Source organism: Albidovulum salinarum (genome assembly GCF_025673475.1).
Taxonomy (GTDB): Bacteria; Pseudomonadota; Alphaproteobacteria; order Rhodobacterales; family Rhodobacteraceae; genus Albidovulum; species Albidovulum salinarum.
In genome coordinates this window covers 139,997-159,589 of sequence record NZ_JAOVQO010000007.1, presented here as the reverse complement: position 1 = coordinate 159,589, position 19,593 = coordinate 139,997, and the positions used below count along the sequence as shown (strand labels likewise).

General features: G+C 65.5%; 17 protein-coding genes and 1 tRNA gene. 7 read left to right on the top strand and 11 right to left on the bottom strand.

The genetic code is table 11. The features are described from left to right. Positions 1 to 107 precede the first annotated feature (107 nt). The 7 genes from gltB to OEZ60_RS09210 all read right to left on the bottom strand — a co-directional run bounded on the left by gltB (position 108) and on the right by OEZ60_RS09210 (position 9,725). The gene (gltB, locus tag OEZ60_RS09240; RefSeq protein ID WP_263335313.1) at positions 108 to 4,646 is read right to left on the bottom strand and encodes a glutamate synthase large subunit; all 4,539 of its coding nucleotides are present in this window, start codon (positions 4,644 to 4,646) and stop codon (positions 108 to 110) included. Further along, complete coding sequence (locus tag OEZ60_RS09235; protein WP_263335311.1) at positions 4,643 to 5,083, bottom strand: GFA family protein; 441 nt, start codon at positions 5,081 to 5,083, stop codon at positions 4,643 to 4,645. Before OEZ60_RS09235 ends, gltB begins: the two co-directional genes overlap by 4 nt. Beyond that, positions 5,080 to 5,802, bottom strand: coding sequence for a hypothetical protein (locus OEZ60_RS09230; RefSeq protein WP_263335310.1), 723 nt, complete (start codon positions 5,800 to 5,802; stop codon positions 5,080 to 5,082). Before OEZ60_RS09230 ends, OEZ60_RS09235 begins: the two co-directional genes overlap by 4 nt. 122 nt (positions 5,803 to 5,924) lie before the next feature. Next, the gene (locus tag OEZ60_RS09225) at positions 5,925 to 7,361 is read right to left on the bottom strand and encodes an NAD(P)-dependent oxidoreductase (RefSeq protein WP_263335308.1); all 1,437 of its coding nucleotides are present in this window, start codon (positions 7,359 to 7,361) and stop codon (positions 5,925 to 5,927) included. 160 nt (positions 7,362 to 7,521) lie between these two features. After that, positions 7,522 to 8,325, bottom strand: a complete 804-nt coding sequence (locus OEZ60_RS09220) for an undecaprenyl-diphosphate phosphatase (protein WP_263335307.1) — start codon at positions 8,323 to 8,325, stop codon at positions 7,522 to 7,524. Positions 8,326 to 8,453: 128 nt separating this feature from the next. Then, positions 8,454 to 8,663 carry a hypothetical protein gene (locus OEZ60_RS09215; RefSeq protein WP_263335305.1) on the bottom strand — a complete coding sequence of 70 codons (210 nt, stop codon included), beginning with the start codon at positions 8,661 to 8,663 and terminating at the stop codon, positions 8,454 to 8,456. 75 nt (positions 8,664 to 8,738) lie between these two features. Then, positions 8,739 to 9,725 (bottom strand): complex I NDUFA9 subunit family protein, encoded by a 987-nt coding sequence (locus OEZ60_RS09210; protein ID WP_263335303.1) that lies wholly within the window; start codon positions 9,723 to 9,725, stop codon positions 8,739 to 8,741. Between the two features lie 147 nt (positions 9,726 to 9,872). Between OEZ60_RS09210 and OEZ60_RS09205 the strand changes: the two genes are divergently transcribed. Together OEZ60_RS09205 and OEZ60_RS09200 are read left to right on the top strand one after the other, a co-directional pair. Further along, positions 9,873 to 9,957: transfer RNA gene (locus OEZ60_RS09205), tRNA-Leu, on the top strand. 178 nt (positions 9,958 to 10,135) lie between these two features. Beyond that, a complete protein-coding gene (locus tag OEZ60_RS09200) occupies positions 10,136 to 10,723 on the top strand; it encodes a VOC family protein (protein WP_263335302.1) in 588 nt (195 codons plus the stop codon). Between the two features lie 94 nt (positions 10,724 to 10,817). Here OEZ60_RS09200 and OEZ60_RS09195 read toward each other — a convergent pair whose 3' ends face one another. The 4 genes from OEZ60_RS09195 to OEZ60_RS09180 form a co-directional block, all read right to left on the bottom strand. Beyond that, positions 10,818 to 12,059, bottom strand: a complete 1,242-nt coding sequence (locus OEZ60_RS09195) for a saccharopine dehydrogenase family protein (protein ID WP_263335301.1) — start codon at positions 12,057 to 12,059, stop codon at positions 10,818 to 10,820. A 38-nt stretch (positions 12,060 to 12,097) separates the two neighbouring features. Then, positions 12,098 to 13,192: a carboxynorspermidine decarboxylase gene (locus OEZ60_RS09190; protein ID WP_263335299.1), complete on the bottom strand. Its 1,095-nt coding sequence runs from the start codon at positions 13,190 to 13,192 to the stop codon at positions 12,098 to 12,100. Between the two features lie 90 nt (positions 13,193 to 13,282). After that, the gene (locus OEZ60_RS09185; protein ID WP_263335412.1) at positions 13,283 to 13,987 is read right to left on the bottom strand and encodes a winged helix-turn-helix domain-containing protein; all 705 of its coding nucleotides are present in this window, start codon (positions 13,985 to 13,987) and stop codon (positions 13,283 to 13,285) included. Between the two features lie 19 nt (positions 13,988 to 14,006). Continuing rightward, positions 14,007 to 14,243 (bottom strand): hypothetical protein, encoded by a 237-nt coding sequence (locus OEZ60_RS09180; protein ID WP_263335298.1) that lies wholly within the window; start codon positions 14,241 to 14,243, stop codon positions 14,007 to 14,009. Between the two features lie 184 nt (positions 14,244 to 14,427). Here OEZ60_RS09180 and OEZ60_RS09175 point away from each other — a divergent pair, with 184 nt between their 5' ends. The 5 genes from OEZ60_RS09175 (at position 14,428) to OEZ60_RS09155 (ending at position 19,434) form a co-directional block, all read left to right on the top strand. Beyond that, on the top strand, positions 14,428 to 14,964 hold the full coding sequence (locus OEZ60_RS09175; RefSeq protein ID WP_263335295.1) for a hypothetical protein: 537 nt from the start codon (positions 14,428 to 14,430) through the stop codon (positions 14,962 to 14,964). A 124-nt stretch (positions 14,965 to 15,088) separates the two neighbouring features. Next, on the top strand, positions 15,089 to 15,724 hold the full coding sequence (locus tag OEZ60_RS09170) for a ribonuclease HII (protein ID WP_263335294.1): 636 nt from the start codon (positions 15,089 to 15,091) through the stop codon (positions 15,722 to 15,724). Between the two features lie 84 nt (positions 15,725 to 15,808). Further along, entirely contained in the window at positions 15,809 to 16,924 is a 1,116-nt protein-coding gene (locus OEZ60_RS09165; protein WP_263335292.1) for a site-specific DNA-methyltransferase, read from the top strand. 304 nt (positions 16,925 to 17,228) lie between these two features. After that, entirely contained in the window at positions 17,229 to 18,527 is a 1,299-nt protein-coding gene (locus tag OEZ60_RS09160; protein ID WP_263335290.1) for a DUF3300 domain-containing protein, read from the top strand. A 1-nt stretch (position 18,528) separates the two neighbouring features. After that, the gene (locus tag OEZ60_RS09155) at positions 18,529 to 19,434 is read left to right on the top strand and encodes a DUF2950 domain-containing protein (RefSeq protein ID WP_263335289.1); all 906 of its coding nucleotides are present in this window, start codon (positions 18,529 to 18,531) and stop codon (positions 19,432 to 19,434) included. Positions 19,435 to 19,593: the final 159 nt, after the last annotated feature.

The window sequence follows — 19,593 nt, the reverse complement described above, 5'->3', positions numbered from 1 at the left end:
AAGCCCCACTTTCGGTCGGGCATCGCTACCCGTTTCCGGCAAAGTGCCGTGCCGGAAAGCACGGGACCGGGCACTCCGCCCGGCCCCGATGATCTTGGCGCGCCCGCCTATTCGGCCGGAACCGCCTCGGCGTCCGCGCTCAGGGGATGCGGCAGGTGGACCAGCATCTCCTTCGGGCAGACCTGCAGGAAGTTCGCCCGCTCGCTCTCCCAGTGCTGCAGGATGCGGTTGGCCTTGACGCTGCCGGTTTCGGCCGCGTGGCGCTCGATCAGCCCCTTGAGCTCGGCCTCCCAATGCGGGTGGCTCACCGCGCAGGTGACGAGGCTTTCAAGGTTCATCAGCTCCTCGGACTTGCCGTCGGGATCGTAGACATAGGCCATGCCCCCGGTCATGCCGGCGCCGAAGTTCGCGCCGATCCGGCCGAGGATGACCGCGACGCCGCCGGTCATGTACTCGCAGCCGTTCGATCCGCAGCCCTCGATCACCACCTTCGCGCCCGAGTTCCGGACCGCGAAGCGCTCGCCCGCGCGGCCGGCGGCGAAGAGATAGCCGTCGGTCGCGCCGTAAAGCACGGTGTTGCCGATGATCGTGTTCTCCGACGCCTCAAGCGGCGAGGCCATCGGCGGCCTGACCACGATGAGACCGCCCGAGAGGCCCTTGCCGACATAGTCGTTGGCATCGCCCGCCACTTCGAGCTTCAGCCCCGGCGCCGCGAAGGCGCCCAAGGACTGACCGCAGGAGCCCGTCAACTTCACCGTCAGGTGGTCCGGCTGCAGCGCGTTGCGCATCCCGAAGTTCTTCACGATGAGGCTCGACGCCCGCGTCCCGATGGTGCGGTGGGTGTTCCGCACCGCATAGGAAAGCTGCATCTTCTCGCCGTCTTCGAAGAACCGCGCCCCATCGCGGATGATCTCGGCGTCGAGCGTATCCGGCACCACGTTCCGGGGCTTCGAGCGGTCGTAGACGATCTTCTCCGCGCCATCGACGGTGATGAGGAGGGGATTGAGGTCGAGATCGTCGAGATGCGCCGAACCGCGGCTCACTTGGCTCAGAAGATCCGCCCGCCCGATCACCTCGTCCAAGGACCGCGCGCCGATCTGGGCGAGGATCTCGCGCACTTCCTGGGCGTAGAAGGTGATGAGGTTCACCACCTTGTCGGCCGAGCCGGTGAACTTCTGCCGAAGCGCCTCGTTCTGGGTGCAGACGCCGACCGGGCAGGTGTTCGACTGGCACTGGCGCACCATGATGCAGCCCATCGCGATGAGCGCGGCGGTGCCGATGCCGTATTCCTCGGCTCCCATCATCGCCGCGATGACGATGTCGCGACCCGTCCGCAGCCCGCCATCGGTCCGGAGCGTGATCCGGTCGCGAAGCTTGTTCATCGCGAGAACCTGATGCGCCTCGGTCAGGCCCATCTCCCACGGCAGGCCCGCGTATTTGATCGAGGTCGCAGGCGAGGCCCCGGTGCCGCCATTGTGGCCCGAGATCAGGATCACGTCGGCCTTGGCCTTGGCCACGCCCGCGGCAATCGTGCCGACGCCGGAGGAGGCCACCAGCTTCACCGTCACCTTGGCGCGCGGGTTGATCTGCTTCAGGTCGTAGATCAGCTGCGCCAGATCCTCGATCGAGTAGATGTCATGGTGCGGCGGCGGCGAGATCAGCGTCACGCCGGGCGTCGAGTGACGCAAGCGCGCGATGAGCTTCGTCACCTTCATGCCCGGAAGCTGGCCGCCCTCGCCGGGTTTCGCTCCTTGAGCGACCTTGATCTCCAGTTCCTCGCAGGCGTTGAGGTATTCCGCCGTCACGCCGAAGCGGCCCGAGGCCACCTGCTTGATCTTGGCCGAGGGGTTGTCGCCGTTCGGCTCGGGCACGAAATGCGCCGGGTCCTCGCCGCCCTCGCCGCTATCGGACTTCGCGCCGATCCGGTTCATCGCGATGTTGAGCGTCTTGTGCGCCTCGGGGCTCAGCGCGCCGAGCGACATGCCCGGCGTCACGAACCGCTTGCGGATCGAGGTGATCGATTCCACCTCCTCGATCGGCACCGGCCGGCCCAAAGCCTTGATGTCGAGAAGGTCGCGCAGATGGATCGGCGGGTTCGCCCGCATCGCGGCCGAATACTGCTTCCAGAGGTCATAGGACGCCCGGTCGCAGGCCGATTGCAGCATGTGCATCGTCTGCGCTTCCCAGGCGTGCTTCTCGCCCGAGCGGCGCGCCTTGTAGAAGCCGCCGACCGGCAGCACGTCGGTGCCCGAGGTCCAGCCCTTGGCATGAACCTCTTCGAGCTTGTGCTGGATGCCGCTGACGCCGATCCCCGAGATCCGCGAATGCATGCCGGGGAAATACTCCGCCACCATCGCGCGCGACAGCCCGACGGCCTCGAAGTTCAAGCCTCCGCGATAGGAGGAGATGACCGAGATCCCCATCTTCGACATGATCTTAAGAAGGCCCGCGTCGATCGCGTCGCGATAGCGCCGCATCGCCTCGACCAGCGTGCCCTCGATCAGGCCGCGCCGCACGCGGTCGGCGATCGAATCCTGCGCGAGATAGGCGTTGACCGTGGTGGCGCCACAGCCGATCAGCACCGCGAAGTAATGCGGGTCGATGCATTCGGCGGCCCGCACGTTGATCGAGCAGAAGGTCCGGAGCCCCTTGCGGGTCAGCCAGCTGTGCACCGCCGAGGTCGCAAGGATCATCGGCATTGCCACCTTGTCCTCGCCCTGGTGCTGGTCGGTCAGCACGATATGCCCCGCCCCCGAGCGCACCGCGTCCTCGGCCTCGGCGCGGATCCGCTCCAGCCCCTGCCGGAGCGCGTCCTGCTGGCCGCCCGCCGCGAAGGTGCAGTCGATATGGGCCACGCTCGCGCCGAACTGGCGCACCATCTCGTCGAACTCGGCATTGGCGATGAACGGGCTTTCCAAGACCAGGATCTCGGTCTGGCTGCTGTCCTCGTCGAGCACGTTCTTGAGGTTGCCGAACCGGGTCTTGAGACTCATCACCCGGCTTTCGCGCAAGCTGTCGATCGGCGGATTGGTGACCTGGGAGAAGTTCTGCCGGAAGAAGTGCGACAGCGGCCGGTAGGTCTTCGACAGCACCGCCGCCGGGGTGTCGTCGCCCATCGACGCCACCATCTCCTTGCCGTCCTCGGCCATGGGTGCCAGCACCTGCTCGAGCTCTTCCAGCGAATAGCCCGCCGCGATCTGGCGCCGGCGCAGTTCGGCGCCCTCGAAGAGCGCCACTTCCGGCACGTCGTGCATCATCGCGTTGAGATCGACGACCTTCGACAGCCAGTCCGCGTAGGGCTGCGCGCCCGCGAGTTTGTCCTTCATCTCGGCGTCGTGGTAGAGCTTGCCCTCCACCATGTCGACCGCGATCATCTGCCCCGGCCCGAGCGCGCCCTTCTCGCGCACCCCGGCCTCGTTGACCGGCACCATGCCGACCTCGGAGCCCGCGATGAGGAGCCCCTCGCCGGTGATGACATAGCGCATCGGACGCAAGCCGTTGCGGTCGAGCCCGCCGCAGACCCAGCGCCCGTCGGTCATCGCAAGCGCCGCCGGCCCGTCCCAGGGCTCCATCACCGCGTTGCAATAGGCATACATGTGCTGCCACGCCTTCGGCATCTCGACGGCCGACTTCGACCAGGCCTCGGGCACCAGCATGGTCTTGGCCATCGGCGCCGAGCGCCCGGCGCGCACCAGCACCTCGAAGACCGCATCGAGTGCTGCCGAATCCGACGAGCCCTGCGCCACGATCGGCTTGATGTCGCCCGCCTGCTCGCCGAACGTCGCCGAGGCCATGCGGATCTCGTGGCTCTTCATCCAGTTGAGGTTGCCCTTTAGCGTGTTGATCTCGCCGTTATGGGCGAGCATGCGGAACGGCTGGGCGAGCCACCACTGCGGGAAGGTGTTGGTCGAATAGCGCTGGTGATAGATCGCGAAGGCAGACTCGAACCGCTCGTCCTTGAGGTCGGGATAGAACTCCGCGACCTGCTCGGCCAGCATCATGCCCTTGTAGATGATCGACCGGCACGACAGCGAGCAGAGATAGAGCCCCGCGATCCCCGAGGTCGCCGCGGCCTTCTCGATCCGCCGGCGGATGACGTAGAGCTCGCGCTCGAAGGTCTCCTCGTCGACGCCCTTGGAGTTCTTGATCAGGATCTGCTCGATCTCGGGCCGCGTCGCATTGGCCTTCTCGCCCAGCACTTCCGTGTTCACCGGGACATGGCGCCAGCCGTAGATGTAATAGCCCATCCGCAGGACTTCGGTCTCGACGATCGTGCGGCAGCTCTCCTGCGCGCCGAAATCGGTGCGCGGCAGGAAGACCTGGCCGACCGCGACCAGCGCCTTCATGTCGGGCTCGTGGCCGGTGCGGCGGATCTGGTCGTAGAAGAACTTGACCGGGATCTGCACATGGATCCCCGCGCCGTCGCCGGTCTTGCCGTCGGCATCGACCGCGCCCCGGTGCCAGACCGCCTTCAGCGCGTCGATCCCGTTCTCCACGACCTTGCGGGAGGCCTTGCCTTCGATCGAGACCACGAGGCCCACGCCGCAGGACGAATGCTCGTCCTCCGCGCGGTAGAGCGAGTTCTCCGCCATCCACTGGCGCTTGGCCTCCTCGGCCGCCATCCACTCTGCATCGAACCGCGTCATTGGCCTTCTCCTTCTGCACTCACCCCGATCGAGGCGAGAAATTCCGCTTCCGTCTGCCGCAGGTGGTCGCCGGCGAAAGCGAAGCCTCCGGGCTTGCGGTCGACATAGATTTCCTTGGTCAGGGGGAAGCCCCCGGCATCGTCAAAGAGCCCCGCCGAAACGGCGTGGAAATCCGCCTTCGGATCGGTCAGCCGGTACCAGAGCGGCGAGCCGCAGGTCGCGCAGCTGGCCCGCTCCGCCCAGTCCGAGGACCGGAACGACCGCACCGGCCCCTCCGCCTTCAGCGTGCCGGGCCGGGCGTCGATCTCGATGAAGACGCCGCCGGTCCAGCGCCGGCACATGCCGCAATGGCAGGCGTTGAGCTCGGGCTTCGCCGGCTCCATCGTGACGGTCACCGCGCCGCAGAGGCAGTGCCCGGTCAGGGTCCTGGCGCTCATTGCCGGTATCCTTCGCCATCGATCGGCAGCTCGGCTTGCGTCATCGTCATGTTGCAGTCGTAGCTCGGCTCGGTCGCAAGGAAGCCCTTGTCGCCGGGAAAGGCGAAATCGACCGGCGTGTCGGTGCGGCTCTCGGTCTCGCCGGAACCGGCCTCGAAGGTCTCCTGGTCGGCGAAGAAGAGCCGCCAGTCGTGATGCACGAACTGCTGGCCGGAGCGGTGCCAGAGCACCGTGCCGTCCTCGGCCTCCGCGGTCAGGTCGAACTTCGTGCGCTCCAGAACCACGCCGTCGATCGTCACCGCCTCGCCGGTCAGCGTGTCCCAGCCGGTGTAATGGCGGACCTCGCCGGTCGAGCTCTTGATCCGGAAGTCGTAATCGTCGCGCCCGGTGGCGAGCAACATGGTGAACGAGGCCGGATCGGCCTCCGACAGAATCGTGTCACGTTCGCCGGTGGTCAGGTCGTAGCTTTCGACCCAGCGGGTCTCGGCATCGACGCGGCTGGCATAGAACGGGCCGTCCTGGTCGAGATAGACCGCCCACTGGTCGCCCGGCTGGTCCTTCTCGCAGCGGTAGTGCTGCGAGACTTGGCAGCCGCGAAGCTGGACCGTGGTGAAGACCTCGCAGCCCTCCGGTGCCTTGAACTTGCCGCCCGCCGACGCCGGCAGGGCCGGGCCGAGCGCCAGGACGCCGAGGCCGATGATCGCGCCGATCCGTGTCACGTTCAGACTTCCTTCATCCTCCGGGTCAGCGGACCTGACCGATTAACCTATCCTCGGATCCGGTGAACGGACCGGATGCCATACAACTTGCCGACAGGACGCCGCCACCGCGCCGCTCCGGCTCATTCCGCCGCGACGGCCTGCGCCCCGGCGAGGTAGTCGAGCACGCTTTCCGCCGCCTCGCGCCCGTCGCGGATCGCCCAGACCACGAGGCTCGCGCCCCGCACGATGTCGCCCACCGCGAAGACGCCGGGCAGGCTGGTCGCATGGCTGCGGAAATCGGCCTTCACCGTGCCCCAGCGCGTCACTTCCAGCCCTTCCGAACCCCAGAGCTTCGGCAGGTACTCGGGCTCGAAGCCAAGCGCCTTGATCACCAGATCGGCGTCCTCGACATAATCCGCGCCCTCGATCACCTCGGGCGACTGCCGGCCCGACGCGTCCGGCGCGCCAAGCCGCATCTGCTGCACCAGAACGCCCTCGACCGCGTCGCCCGCGGTGAAGCCCTTCGGCGCGGTGAGCCAGACGAACTCGACGCCCTCCTCCTCGGCATTGGCGGTCTCGCGCTGCGAGCCCGGCATATTGGCGCGGTCGCGGCGGTAGAGGCATTTCACCGACTGCGCGCCCTGGCGGATCGCGGTGCGGACGCAGTCCATCGCGGTGTCGCCGCCGCCGATCACGACGACGCGCTTGCCCTTGGCATCGAGCTCGCCGGAGTCGAACTCCGGCACCTCGTCGCCGAAGGATTTGCGGTTCGAAGCGGTGAGATAGTCGATCGCCCGGACGATGCCCGCGGCGGTGGCGTTCGGGCCGGAAAGGTCGCGGCTCTTGTAGACGCCGGTGGCGATGATCACCGCGTCATGCTTGCCGCGGATCGCGTCGAAGCTGATGTCCTCGCCGACGTTGCAGTTCAGCACGAACTGCACGCCGCCCTGTTCGAGCTGGGCGATGCGCTGCATCACCACGTCCTTTTCCAGCTTGAAGCCGGGGATGCCGTAGGTCAGCAAGCCGCCGGCGCGGTCGTGGCGGTCATAGACCGTGACCTGCAGGCCCCGCCGCCGCAGCACGTCCGCCGCGGCGAGCCCGCCCGGCCCGGCGCCGATGATCGCGACGCTTTCGGTGCGCTCGGTAGCCGGCTTGACCGGCTTGACCCAGCCATTGTCCCAGGCGGTGTCGGTCAGGTACTTCTCCACCGCGCCGATGGTCACGGTGCCGTGGCCCGACTGCTCGATGACGCAATTGCCCTCGCAAAGCCGATCCTGCGGGCAGATCCGGCCGCAGATCTCGGGGAAGGTGTTGGTGGCCTGGCTAAGCTCGTAGGCCTCCTGCAGCCGGCCCTCGGCGGTCAGGCGCAGCCAGTCGGGGATGTTGTTGTGCAGCGGGCAATGGGTCTGGCAGTAGGGCACGCCGCACTGCGAGCAGCGGCCCGCCTGCTCGGCCGCCTTGGCGGCGGCGAACTCGCGGTAAATCTCGCTGAAATCCTGTGCGCGGACACTGGCCTCACGCTTTTCCGGCATCTCGCGCGCGCGGGTCACGAACTGGAGCATGCGGTTCTGGGCCATGGGACATCCTTCGGGCAGGCAATGCAGGGTGCGCATTGCTACTCCCGTGGCTTCGGAAATAAAAGTCAGAATGACTGACCTAGTTTGAGGATTTTTTGGCTCGAGCGGCTTTGGGGCAGGTTTTTTGACCTAAATTAGGTCAGCACACGATACCTATCTGTCAGAACCCCATACTCAGAGCCGCCAGAGCCACCGTTCCGACGATGATTCGCCACCAGCCGAAGAGCCCGTATCCGTGCCGGCTGACGTACCCGAGAAGCCAGTTGACGACGAGCACCGCGGCGACGAAGGCGACCGCGAAGCCGATCGCGATCTCCCACACCGCACCGAGGTCGAGCACGTCGCGGTTCTTGTAAAGATCATAGGTGAAGGCCCCGGCCATCGTCGGCATCGACAGGAAGAACGAGAACTCCGCCGCCGACCTCTTGTCGGCCCCGAGCGCCAGCGCCCCCACGATCGTCGCCCCCGAGCGCGAGACGCCGGGAATCATCGCGAGGCACTGGATCACCCCGATCCCGAAAGCCATCGGGATCGGGAACCGCTCGGCATCATGATGGCGCGGCGTCAGCGGCAGCCGATCGACGATCAGCAGCACCACGCCGCCGAGGATCAGCATCGAGGCGATGAGCCGCGGGCTTTCGAACAGCACGGTCTTGATCACGTCATGGGCAAGCACCCCCACGACCACCGCCGGCAGGAAGGCGATCAGCACCGAGGCGGCGAACCGCTGCGCATGGCGGTCGTTCGGCAACCCGACGATGGTACGGCCGATCTTCGCGGCATAAACACCCATGACCGCCAGTACCGCGCCGAGCTGGATCACCACCTCGAAGGTCTTGCCCGCGCTCTCGAAGCCGAGGAAATGCCCGGCGAGCAGGATATGGCCGGTCGAGGAGACCGGAATGAACTCGGTCAGCCCTTCGAGAAGGCCCAGCAGCAGGGCGCTCAGCGTGGTGTCGCTCATTGTCGGGGATTTCCTTGCTGGCCAGAACCGAACCGGCAGCGAGCCTAGCCAAGGCCCGGCGTGGAGGCAAGGTCGGCCGCCCTTCCGCCCCCGGCAATCCTCGGGTGCCAGCGGCCGTCAGGCGTCCTTCAGCCCGCGGCGGCCTCGGGGTTGGCGCCTCCGGCCGGTAAGGCCACATCCCCGCAGGGCGTCTCGAACGGGGCGCGGCTGCCGGCATCTCGGTGCCCGGCGAAACACGCGGTCCGACTGGCCGCGCCATCCATGTCGGCCTTCGGGCTTTCCTGCGACAGGACCAAGACATTCGAGGCGCCGGACAGCTTGTCGTAGAGTGCGACCAACCGGTGATACTCGAGATGCTCGACCCGAAACCCGCGGAACCCGAGCCCGCGGTCGGCGTGACGCCGGGAGCCGGTTCAGCCGTGCCGGCGCAGGTTCTTAGCCGAGGCCTTGATCGCGTCATACTGGCCCGAGGGCCGGAACCGCCAGAGGTAATCCGGCACCACCGCAGAGAACGGGGTCGCGGCGATCCCGAGATCGGCCAGCCCCTTGGCCTCGTCCGAAACGACGTTGTCGCGCCGCAGGCTCTTTACCTGGTCGCGCGTCAGCACCTTGTTGCTGACCAGACGGCCGGTGACGACCGAGCCGAAGTCCAGCAGCGAGGCCATGATCCGCGCGATCCAGAACGGCATGTTGAGCACGAGGCGCCGGCGATTGATCACCGCGAGCATGTCCTGCATCAGCTTGCGGAAGCTCGCGACCTCGGGGCCGCCAAGCTCGTAGGTGCCGTGGGCCTCGCCAAGGATGCCCCTGACCGCGGCCTTGGCGACGTCGTCGACATAGACCGGCTGGAACTTCGTCGCCGCCCCGACCACGGGCAGGATCGGCCCGAGGCGCGACATCGACGCGAAGCGGTTGAAGAACCCGTCCTCGGGGCCGAACATGACCGAGGGGCGCAGGATCAGCGCCTCGGGGAAATGCATCCGCACGGCAGCCTCGCCATCGGCCTTGGTGCGGGCGTAATCGCTGTCGCTCAGCGCGTCTGCGCCGATGGCCGAGATATGGACCATGGTCCCGACGCCGGTCTCGGCGGCGATTCGAGCGATCCGCGCGGCGCCTTCGGCCTGCACCGCCTCGAAGTTGTTCCGGCCGCCCTTGTCGAAGGTGCCGACGCAATTCACGACCGCGTCTGCCCCGCTCATCGCGGCCCGCACCGATGCGTCATCACGGATGTTGGCGAAGACCGGCTCGACCTGGCCGACGGCGCCGTAGGGCTTGACGAACAGCGCCTCGTTCGGGCGGCGGCAGGCGACGCGGACGCGCCAACCCTCCTTGGCCATGCGCCTTGCGATGTACCGCCCGAGAAATCCCGAACCGCCGTAGATCGTTACGAGTTTCGACATGGGCAAGCCTCCGGCAATCATCCGCTCTTGCCCCTGATTAGCGCCGCGCGACGTTGTGAACAAGGCGCGAATGATCGCAGGCGGGATTCGTGCCGGACCCCGTTGACAGTGCATCGCGGCCCCTATACATCGCCCGTCACGACACCTGCCCAGGTGGCGGAATTGGTAGACGCGCACGGTTCAGGTCCGTGTGCCGCAAGGCGTGGAGGTTCGAGTCCTCTCCTGGGCACCAAGTCTTTCCAAAGCCCTTGGAAATTCGATTTTCCGAGGGTTTTTTGTTGCCCGGACGGTTCCCGCGCCACCGGCCTGCCGTGACAGCACCGAAGCAAATGTAACCCGCGGACCGGCATCAGCCTCTTTCGTTTCTGCCGCGGGAGGAAGCTGCTAAGATCCGATCCTCGGAGGTGGCCATGCGAAAGATCCAGGCTCAGGGCGTTCACCACATCACGCTGATGGGGGCGGACCGCAAGACGTCGATCGACTTCTGGGAAGGGCTGCTTGGCATGCCCTTCGTCTTCGATCAGCCCAACCTCGACAATCCGGGCGAAGGGCATCTCTATTTCGATCCCGGCGACGGGCGGCTCATCACCGTCTTCACCAACGAGGACCGGGCGGCCGATCCGACGCCGCGCCGGCCGTTGCCGGGCGAGGTGCACCACATCGCCTTCGCCGTTTCCAAGGCGAGCTTCTCGCAAGCCGTCGAGCGGCTCGACGAACGCGGCGTCAGCCATTCCGGCGTGAAGGATCGCGGCTTCATGGATTCGATCTATTTCCGCGATCCGCTGGGCCTTCTGGTGGAGCTCGCCGCCTACAGGTTCGAGCCGCCCTTCGGCTACAGCCATGCCGACGTGCTGCACGAGGCGCACCGGATCCGGGTGGAACGGGGCGACTACAACATCGCCGAGATCCACCTCGCCGACGCGATCGAGGTGCTGATCGCGCGGCGACAGGGCTCGCTCTCGCAGGACCGGGCGCCGAAGGATCCCTACAAGAGTTGAGGGCGCGCAGGCTGCAGGATAGCCCCAGTCCGAGGTCGGAAACGCGAATGGCGGCGCCGGGGCGCCGCCATTCGCTGTTTTCGGAGCGGCGATCTCAGCCGAAATCGACGGCACGGTCGCCTTCGGCATCCTTCACCCGCGTCGGCAGGCCGATGCGGTTCAGGAGGCTGATGAAGGGCTTCGGGTCGAGATCCTCGACATTGGCCATCTTTTTCACGTCCCAGGTGCCGTTGGCGATCAGGATCGCCGCGGCGACCGGCGGAACGCCGGCGGTGTAGGAGATGCCTTGGCTGCCCACCTCGTTGAACGCTTCCTTGTGGTCGGCGACGTTGTAGATGAAGACCTCGGCCGGCTTGCCGTCCTTGGTGCCCTTCACCAGATCGCCGATGCAGGTCTTGCCGGTATAGCCGGGCGCAAGGCTCGCCGGATCGGGCAGGCAGGCCTTCACGACCTTCAGCGGCACGACCTCCAACCCCTCGGCGGTCGTCACCGGCTGCTCCGAAAGCAGCCCGATCGACTTCAGCACCGTGAAGACGTTGATGTAGTGATCGCCGAAGCCCATCCAGAACCGCACGTCCGCCTTGGGATAGCGGTTGGCGAGCGAATGCACCTCGTCATGGCCCGACATGTAAGCCTTCTGCTTGCCGACGACAGGCAGATCCCACTCCTTGCCCACCTCGAACATCCTGTTCTCGCGCCACTCGCCGCCCTGCCAGGAATAGACCGTGCCGGTGAACTCGCGGAAATTGATCTCGGGATCGAAGTTCGTCGCGAAATACTTGCCGTGGGAGCCGGCATTGATGTCGACGATGTCGATAGACTCGATGGTGTCGAGATACTGGTCCTCGGCGAGCCGCGCATAGGCATTCACCACGCCGGGATCGAAGCCGACGCCGAGGATCGCCGTCACGCCCGCCTTCGCGCAGGCCTCGCGCTTCTTCCATTCGTAGTTCGCGTACCAGGGCGGGGTTTCGCAGATCTTCGCCGGATCTTCGTGGATCGCCGTGTCCATATAGGCGACACCGGTCTCGATACAGGCATCGAGGACCGACATGTTGACGTAGGGCGTGCCCACGTTGATCACGATCTGGCTTCCGGTCTTGCGGATGAGATCCGCCACCGCGCTCGTATCCTTGGCGTCGAGCGCATGCGCCTCGAACGTGCCTGCGACCTTCATCGCGCCCTTCTCGTGGACGCTCGCGATGATGTCGTCGCATTTCGATTTCGTCCGGCTGGCAATGTACAGCGCGCCCAACACGTCGTTATGCTGCGCGCATTTATGCGCCACGACCTGCGCGACGCCGCCGGCGCCAATGATCAGCACGTTCTTTTTCACTTCGGTGTGTCTCCCTTCGTCAGGCGGGGAATGGAACCTCAGGAGAGGCTGTCCTGGTAATCCTGATAGCCGAATTCGCGAACCAGGCGGATGGTCCCGTCAAGTTCGCGAATCGCGATTGCCGGCATGTTGACGCCGTTGAACCAGTTCTTCTTGACCATCGTGTAACCGGCCGCGTCGCGGACCGAGATCCGGTCGCCGACGGCGAGCGGGCGTTCGAACCGCGCCTCGCCGAAGATGTCGCCGGCCAGGCAGGATTTCCCGCAGATCTGGTATTCGTGATCCCCGGTCTGCGGCAGCTTGGCGCTTTCGCGGTAGATCAGGAGATCGAGCATGTGCGCCTCGATCGAGCTGTCCACGATCGCGAGATCCTTGCCGTTGTTGAGAAGGTCGAGCACGGTCACCTCGAGCGAGGTCGAGTTGGTGATCGCGGCCTCGCCCGGTTCCAGGTAGACCTGCACGCCGAACTTCCCGGCGAAAGCCTTCAGCCGGGCTGCCAGCGCGTCGACCGGATAGCCCTCGCCGGTGAAATGGATGCCGCCGCCGAGGCTGACCCATTCGACCTTTTCGAGAAGGTCGCCGAACTCCGCCTCGATCCGGGAAAGCTGGTGGTCGAAGAGGTCGAAATCGCGGTTCTCGCAATTGTAGTGGATCATGAAGCCCGAGATCCGGTCGATCACGGCCATGATCTTCGTCGCGTCCCATTCGCCGAGCCGAGAGAACGGCCGCGCCGGGTCGGCGAGGTCGAAGCCGGAGGTCGAGAAGCGCGGATTGAGGCGCAGACCACGCTGGATGCCCGCCGACTGGTTGTCGAAGCGTTCGAGCTGACCGATCGAGTTGAAGATGATCTTGTCGGCGTAACCCACCGCCTCCGCGATCTCGTGATCGGCCCAGGCGACGGAATAGGCGTGGGTCTCCTTGCCGAACTTCTCGCGCCCGAGCCGCAGCTCGAAGAGCGAGGAGGAGGTCGTGCCGTCCATATGCTCGCGCATCAGGTCGAAGGCCGACCAGGTCGCAAAGCACTTGAGCGCCAGGAGCGCCTTGGCGCCGGAACCCTCGCGCAGCCGGTCGATGACTTCCATGTTGCGAAGCAGCTTCGCCTTGTCGATCAGATAGAAGGGTGTCTGGATCACGCGCGCCCCCCGGTCGGCAAGTGGAAGCGTCGGTATAATTCCGCGGACCTTCACGCGCAAGTGCGGCTTGGCCGCGCCCTGCGCAAGGGCTCAGATCATCCGGATCGTATCCTTGTCGACCGCGAGCATGTAGCCGCGCCGGGCGATGTTCTTCACGAGAAGCTCGGACACGATCTGGTTTCCGAGCGCATCCCTCAATCGCTTGATCCGCATCGCGCCCGCGCTCTCGTCGCAATCGGCGGCGTTCTTGCCCGAGATCACCGCCTCGATCTCGGCGCCCGACATCACGTCGTCGTCCATCCGCGCCTCGGCGAGGACTGAAAGCGTCTCGACCGCGGCGGGGGTGAGCTTGAACTCCATGTTGTTCAGCACGACCGCGTTCTGCGCCCGGCTGATCAGGAGCGAGGAGATCTGGATGCCCTGACGCTCGATCTCGCCCATGCGCTTGTTGAGAGCGACGATCATCACGAGAAAGACGAGCGCCGCGATCAGAAGCCCGGTCGCGAACAGCAGGAGCACGAAGATCACCATCCGGTAGCTCGTCAGCACCTCGGCGAAGGCGGTGCCGGACTGGGCGAGAACCTCGAGGAGCTTGATCTGCTCGCGTGTCGTGAGCGCGTCGTTCTCGATGAAGATGCGCTCGACGCGGGCGTTGAAGATGTTGGCGTCGGGGAGCGACAGAAAGAGGAACACGGCCGCGAGCGCGAGGATGCCGACGATTCCGGCAATGCCCCAGACCACGACCCGGTTGCCGGAGCGCAGGGCTTCGGTTGTCACGCTGGTGATCTCGGCCAATTCGTTGTCCCCGGTGCGGTTATCCGCCGCCAAGGATGGACACAATGGCCAGCAGCGTCCAGCCTTCCTTTTTCAGTCTCGGCGCCAGTGCCTTGGCGGCGGCCTCTTTCGAGGCGCAGGCGCTGTCGGGCAGTTGCGCGGTGCCGAAATCGAGGCGCAGGGGATTGTCCTGCTTCGCCTTGTATTCGACGCGGCAGGCGGCGGAGGCCGGATCGGCCTGCGTCAGGGCGGCGAGCGCCAGGAGGATGGGTGCCATGCGTTTCATCATGCCGCCAACCTGCGACGGCGCAAAAGGCTAATCAATAACAAAGCCGTGCCGCGCCGGAGTTATCCGCTAGCAAGGTGGCGTTATTGCTTGTCCCGGGCAGCCGGCGCCAGTTTCGGCCATGACCCGGGCGGCATCGCGCCCTGCCCGCCACCTCATAGCAAGGAGATCCACGATGATGAATCGACTGATCGCCGCAGCTGCCGCCGCCGCCCTAGCCCTGTCCTCCATGGTGGCCACGCCGGCCGCCGCGCTCGACAATGACGAGGCGCTCGGCCTCGCGCTTGGCGCCATCACGCTCGGGCTGATCCTCAACGAGTCCAACAAGCGCAAGTCCTATGGCTATGCCTCGCCGAGCCGGTCCTATCAGCCTTACCGGCCCTACCGGGGTTACGACGACAACCGTCGCTACTTCGACGACCGCGACGACCGCGACGACCGGCATGTCTACAAGCGCAAGCACGCCCACAAGCGGCACAAGCACTATGGCCACGCGCGCCGTCAACTGATCCCGGCGCAATGCGTGTTCCCGATCCGCAGCGGGCACGGCCGCCGCGACGTCGTGTCGGCGCGCTGCCTGGCCGAGTTCGGCCGCGGCTACCGCCTGCCGGACAATTGCGCCTTCCGCATCCGCGACCGCTGGGGCAACCGCACGGTCTACGGCACGAATTGCCTCCAGAGCCGGGGGTTCCAGATCGCACGAGTCCGCTGAAGCGCGGGCCGGTCGAGCAGTCGGCGACGGTTAATGTTGTGCACCGAAGCCGGACCTGAGGGCGGGTGATCATCACCCGCCCTTTTTTTCTTGCGCCCGCCGCCCCGCCGCGCAAGGTGGCCGCATGACCAGCACACCCGATTTCAGCTTCGAAGAGGCCGCCTTCGCGCGGGGCCTGATCTATGTCGCCGGCGTCGACGAGGTCGGCCGGGGCCCGCTCTGCGGCCCGGTCGTCGCCGCCGCCGTGCGGCTCGATCCGCTGAGGATTCCGCCCGGTCTCAACGATTCAAAGAAACTTACGCAGGCCCGGCGCGAGGCACTGGCGGCCGAGATCATGGCGCGGGCCGATGTCGCCGTGGCCGAGGCGAGCGTCGAGGAGATCGACCGGCTCAACATCCTCCAGGCGAGCCATCTGGCGATGTGCCGGGCGGTCGCCGGGCTGGCACAAGCGCCTGACCATGTGCTCGTCGACGGCAACCGGCTGCCACGCGACCTCGCGCTTTCGGCCGAGGCGGTGGTGAAGGGCGATGCGCGGTCGCAGTCGATCGCGGCGGCTTCGATCGTCGCCAAGGTGTGGCGCGATCGCATCATGGTGGATTTGGCGCAACAGCATCCTGGCTACGGCTGGGAAAGAAACGCCGGTTACCCGACCAAAGACCACCTCGAGGCGCTCCGAAATCTCGGTGTGACCCCACACCATAGACGTTCGTTCAAGCCGGTGCACCATATCTTGTATCAAGACCAAACCATAAGCCGTTGATTCAAAAAAGAATTTGACGGCGAATCGGTCCTGACTCATCTTGGAAGCAACAAGAACGGCGCCAACGCCGGGGATGAGGCAGCGATGACGAAGACGATGGTGAAGGGGGCCCTGGGGCTTCCGCGCAATGAAATTCTGGCCGGAGATTGCATCGAGGTGATGCGCTCGCTGCCCGAGGGCTCGGTGGATCTGATCTTCGCGGATCCGCCCTATAACCTGCAACTTCGCGGTGACCTGCACCGCCCCGACAACTCCAAGGTCGACGCGGTCGACGACCATTGGGACCAGTTCGACAGCTTCAAGGCCTATGACAAGTTCACGAAGGACTGGCTCGCCGCCGCCCGCCGTCTCCTGAAGCCCAATGGCGCGATCTGGGTCATCGGCTCCTACCACAACGTCTTCCGCATGGGGGCGGAACTGCAGAACCAGGGGTTCTGGATCCTCAACGACGTGGTCTGGCGCAAGTCGAACCCGATGCCAAACTTCCGCGGCAAGCGGCTGACCAACGCCCATGAGACGCTGATCTGGGCCTCGAAGTCCGAAGCCGGCAAGTACACCTTCAACTACGAGGCGCTGAAGGCGCTGAACGACGGCGTGCAGATGCGCTCGGACTGGGTGATCCCGCTGTGCACCGGCCATGAGCGGCTGAAGGACTCGAACGGCGACAAGGCGCACCCCACCCAGAAGCCCGAGGCACTTCTGCACCGGATCCTCGTCGGCACGACCAATCCGGGCGACGTGGTGCTCGACCCGTTCTTCGGCACCGGCACGACCGGCGCCGTCGCCAAGATGCTCGGCCGCGACTTCATCGGCATCGAACGCGAGGAGAGCTACCGCGAAGCAGCGGCGAAACGGATCGCCAAGATCCGCAAGTTTGACCGCGAGGCGCTGGAGACGAGCCAGTCGAAACGCGCCGAACCGCGCGTGCCCTTCGGCCAGGTCGTGGAGCGTGGCATGCTGCGCCCGGGCGAGGAACTCTACTCGATCGGCAACCGCTTCAAGGCCAAGGTGCGCGCGGACGGCACCCTCATTGGCAATGACGTCAAGGGCTCGATCCACCAGGTCGGTGCGCATCTGGAAGGGGCACCATCCTGCAACGGCTGGACCTACTGGCACTTCAAGCGCGACGGGAAGATGGTGCCGATCGACCTTCTGCGCCAGCAGATCCGGGCCGAGATGGACGACGCCCGCCCGCATTGAGAAACACGTTACCGCCGGTGCCTGTGGGGAGTACCACGGCACAACCTTGCCCCGCCGGATTGCACCCCCGGCGGGGTTTTTTTGTTCGCGGCCGGCCTTCCGCGTTTATGCCCGCACGGGTCGGCGGCAGCCCAGCGCGGCGTTCGTGACCTCCGGCATAACGTCCGAGTCCTCATGGCAAAAAAAGATGCTACACTGCTCAGATTCGAACAAAACCGAATAGCAAACTGGACTTTTATAACCTTCTCGTCTGCCGATCGAGAAATGGCGCTCAAGCCCACGGCACCTATCAGGGAGGACGTTGATGAATATCAAATCCGTGTGCATTGTGGCCGCCGGGCTGGCCTTCGCAACCGCACCACTTGCGCAAACGACCGGAACCGAAACCGGAGACGCGACCGCCGCCGTCGCGGACACCGAAGCCCTGCTCACACAGACAGAGCTGGAGTCCCTTGTCGCGCCTGTCGCGCTCTATCCCGATACGCTTCTCATGCAAATCCTCATCGCCGCGACCGCGCCGCTCGACGTGATCAAGGCTGACAATTTCCTGCAGTCCAATCCCGATGCGGACCCCGACGCGCTCAAGCAGGAGATCGAGGCCACAGACTGGGACATGAGCGTACAGGTTCTCGCGACCGCGTTTCCCGACGTTATCGGCGACATGGCCGACAACATCGAGTGGACCGAGACGATGGGCGACGCGATGCTAGTGCAAAGCGACGACGTCATGAGCGCCATCCAGACCATGCGCCAGTCGGCGATCAACAACCAGGTGCTCGTCAGTGGTGAGCAGCAAACGGTGGAGGTGACCCGCGACGAAACCACCCAGGCGGAGACCATCATCATCCAGCCGACAAATCCCGAAGTGGTCTATGTTCCGCAATACGATCACAACACGGTCTTCAGCGATGTCGGTGGCGTCCTGCTCACCGGCGCCATGATCTGGGGAACCGTGTCGATCATCGACGAGATCTTCGACGATGACGACGACTGGAACAACTACTGGGGCTGCCGCAATTGCGGTGGCTGGAACGGTCAACCGATCATCCGCAATCCCAACATCGACATCGACGTCGACGGCAATGTCAACATCGGGAACAGGGTCGATATCGACCGGGACAAGATCGCCTGGAAGCCGGACAACAGCAGGCAGATCCAGGCCAAGCAGCGCATCGAGAGGAACCGGAACGAATCCGGCAACACCAAGTTGAAGATCGACAAACGTCCATCGAGGCAAGACGAGTTGCGCAGCTCGATCGGCAATCGGACGGGAACCCGCGACATATCCCGCAGGACCGACCGCGACAGGGCGGGCAATCTCCCGCAAGTCGATCGACCATCGAAGGTCAGCCCCGACCGCAAGGCCGACGCCGTTCGGAAGACCAAGTCCGGCGACCGGGGTGTACGGTCCTCTGCGACCCGAAAGCCATCCGCCTCCAAACCGATCGCAAAGAGCGGATCGGGGCCCAAGAAGCCCGCGAAGTCCGCAGCACCCGCGAAAAGGAACAGTGCTCTGAACAAAACCGCGCCCGCCAAGAATACGAAAGCCGCATCGCGGCGCGGCAACAAGGGCGGCTCGGCGCAGATCAAGAGGAGAAGATGACATGAAGATGCCTGCATCCACCGCGGCCTGTCTGCTTGCCGTCGCGACGACCTCCTCCGCGCTTGCCGCCCCGGCCGTCTATGACGCCCCGCAGGACGCGCTGTCCGCCCTGATCTCGGCCGTGGAGGACCGAGACCGCGCAGCGATCCTCGCGGTCTTCGGCGAGGAGGCGGAGGATCTCTTTTCCGAGGATGGCAAGGAACTGAGGCGCCAGCGCCGGCAGTTCCTCGAAATGTACGCGGAGGGTTACCGCTTCGTGCCGCAGGAAGACGGCGGCGTCGTGCTCGAGCTCGGTACCGACGGCTGGCCGTTTCCCATCCCCCTCGCGCAAGGAGACGCCGGCTGGTCATTCGACGTCGAGGCAGGCCGGGTGGAAATGGCCGCCCGCGAGATCGGCATGAACGAGATCGAGGTGATGACCCTGCTCGACGCCTATCTGGACCTTCAGATCCAGTACCGGCTGACCGATCACGACGGCGACGGCGTGATGGAATTCGCGCAATCCGTGGTGTCTTCGGAAGGTCAGCGGGACGGGCTCTACTGGCCGGGGGACGACAGTCCCATCGGCGAGGCCGGCGCCCGTGCCTCGCTCGACGGGTTCAACGACGGGACCGAGGACGTTCCGCCCGAACCCTACAAGGGCTACTACTTCCGGATCCTGACAGGCCAGACCCAGAACGCCCCCGGCGGCGAGATGAGCTATGTCGTCAACGGCAACATGATCGGCGGCCACGCGGTGCTCGCGATCCCGGCCGATTACGGCGCATCCGGCGTGCACAGCTTCATGGCTTCCGAGAACGGCACGATCCTGGAGGCGGATCTCGGCGAGGAAACGCTCGACAAGGGTTTCGCAATCACGCTTTACGATCCCGGCGAAGGATGGACACCGACCGAGCTGGAGGAATAGCGCGAGACGCGGGTTTCGGATGGTGTGAGGAAAACGAGCGGCCGGATTGCCCGACGGCGCCAAATCAATGCCTTGTCGGACGCCAGGTCCTCTGGATCGGTTCGCAGGGAGCTGCAACGGCGTCTCGCCGTGGCCGCTTGTTGCGCCGGTGGCGAGTAC